A 1,029-nucleotide genomic window follows, 5' to 3' on the forward strand; every position below is an offset into this window, starting at 1 on the left:
TGCTGGCGTCATTAAACGGCTTATGGGAACCGGAACCCTGCATCTATGTGAATGGTCATCCTGTCAAGGTCAGCTCAAAACACCGGGTGATTCTCACCGGTAACCCGGATCATTACGCCGGACGCCAGCTGGACCCGGCCCTGAAAGAGAAACTGCCCAGAGCTTATTACCCTCGTCTGGATCAGGCATTTCTTCGAGACATGGTGGTTGAACCGGCTCTGGTCAGACAGCTACAACGGCACCTGCCGGAGCCTCAAATAAACGACATTGCACACAGTGCGTCCGAAAGTGTGATGACACTCTGGCAATATTATCAGGAACTGTTACCGGAGCATGAGTTTACCCCCAGGGATTTAACGGATATCTGCAGTTGGGTGTTTTGGCCCATTCCATCAGCATCCGGTTTTGCTGCACCATAGAGCGGTCGCCATCGGCGTGTTTTTGCCACTGCCAGCGTTTCATCAGGGTCTGTTCGCTGTCAGAAGGCCCAAGGGAAATCACCGAAACCTCCCCTGAGGCTTTTGCCATCCTGGCGGAAAAGTAACTTTTCCCGGTGCCGGTTTCTCCCTGCAGGAATATAACGGGTGAGTCTGCCAACCGGTCATGGAGGCGGGACAATCGGCGACTTTCACGATCTTTTTGATTCATCAGGCCGTGATAAAGATCGTCAGCCAGTGCTGACAAGGGTTGATCAGCGGAACCCTGCCATACCAGTGATTCAGACAGGCGGTTGGCTATGCATTCAATGCATTGCACATCAGAATTTGCTGCCCTGGCCATGTGAAAACAATCAGTGGCCAGAGCGTGAATAGCTTCGGATCGGGTCTGCCCCGATGACAAAGCTAACTGCCAACCAGAAGCCAAAGTGCATGGCGGCATCGTGGTTATTTCAGAGATGAATCTGATCGACAGCCAGCACCTGGAAGGTGAATTGAACGATATTCTTGCGGGTGACGCCCATCCGGGCTTCCACTTGTTCGCCACCATCAACCCACCGGAGTACAGCGGGCGAAATCCCTTATCACCGGC

Annotated in this window: 2 protein-coding genes; one reads left to right on the forward strand and one right to left on the reverse strand. The window is 53.3% G+C overall.

Going from position 1 to position 1,029, the window contains the following annotated elements; translation table 11 throughout:
* On the forward strand, nt 1–419 hold a 419-nt coding region (locus tag KDK19_RS07960), incomplete at its 5' end, for a hypothetical protein (RefSeq protein WP_257291698.1).
* Here the strand turns inward: KDK19_RS07960 and KDK19_RS07965 are convergent.
* Nucleotides 340–879, reverse strand: coding sequence for a hypothetical protein (locus tag KDK19_RS07965; protein ID WP_257291699.1), 540 nt, complete (start codon nt 877–879; stop codon nt 340–342). The two genes, KDK19_RS07960 and KDK19_RS07965, sit on opposite strands and share 80 nt — an antisense overlap.
* Nucleotides 880–1,029: the final 150 nt, after the last annotated feature.

This window comes from Endozoicomonas sp. ONNA1, assembly GCF_024606325.1.
In the GTDB taxonomy this organism is placed as follows: Bacteria; Pseudomonadota; Gammaproteobacteria; order Pseudomonadales; family Endozoicomonadaceae; genus Endozoicomonas_A.

Bases quoted from the DNA above. Each gene is read 5' to 3' on its own strand.
- KDK19_RS07965 (WP_257291699.1), bottom strand. From the start codon at position 879: ATGCCGCCATGCACTTTGGCTTCTGGTTGGCAGTTAGCTTTGTCATCG.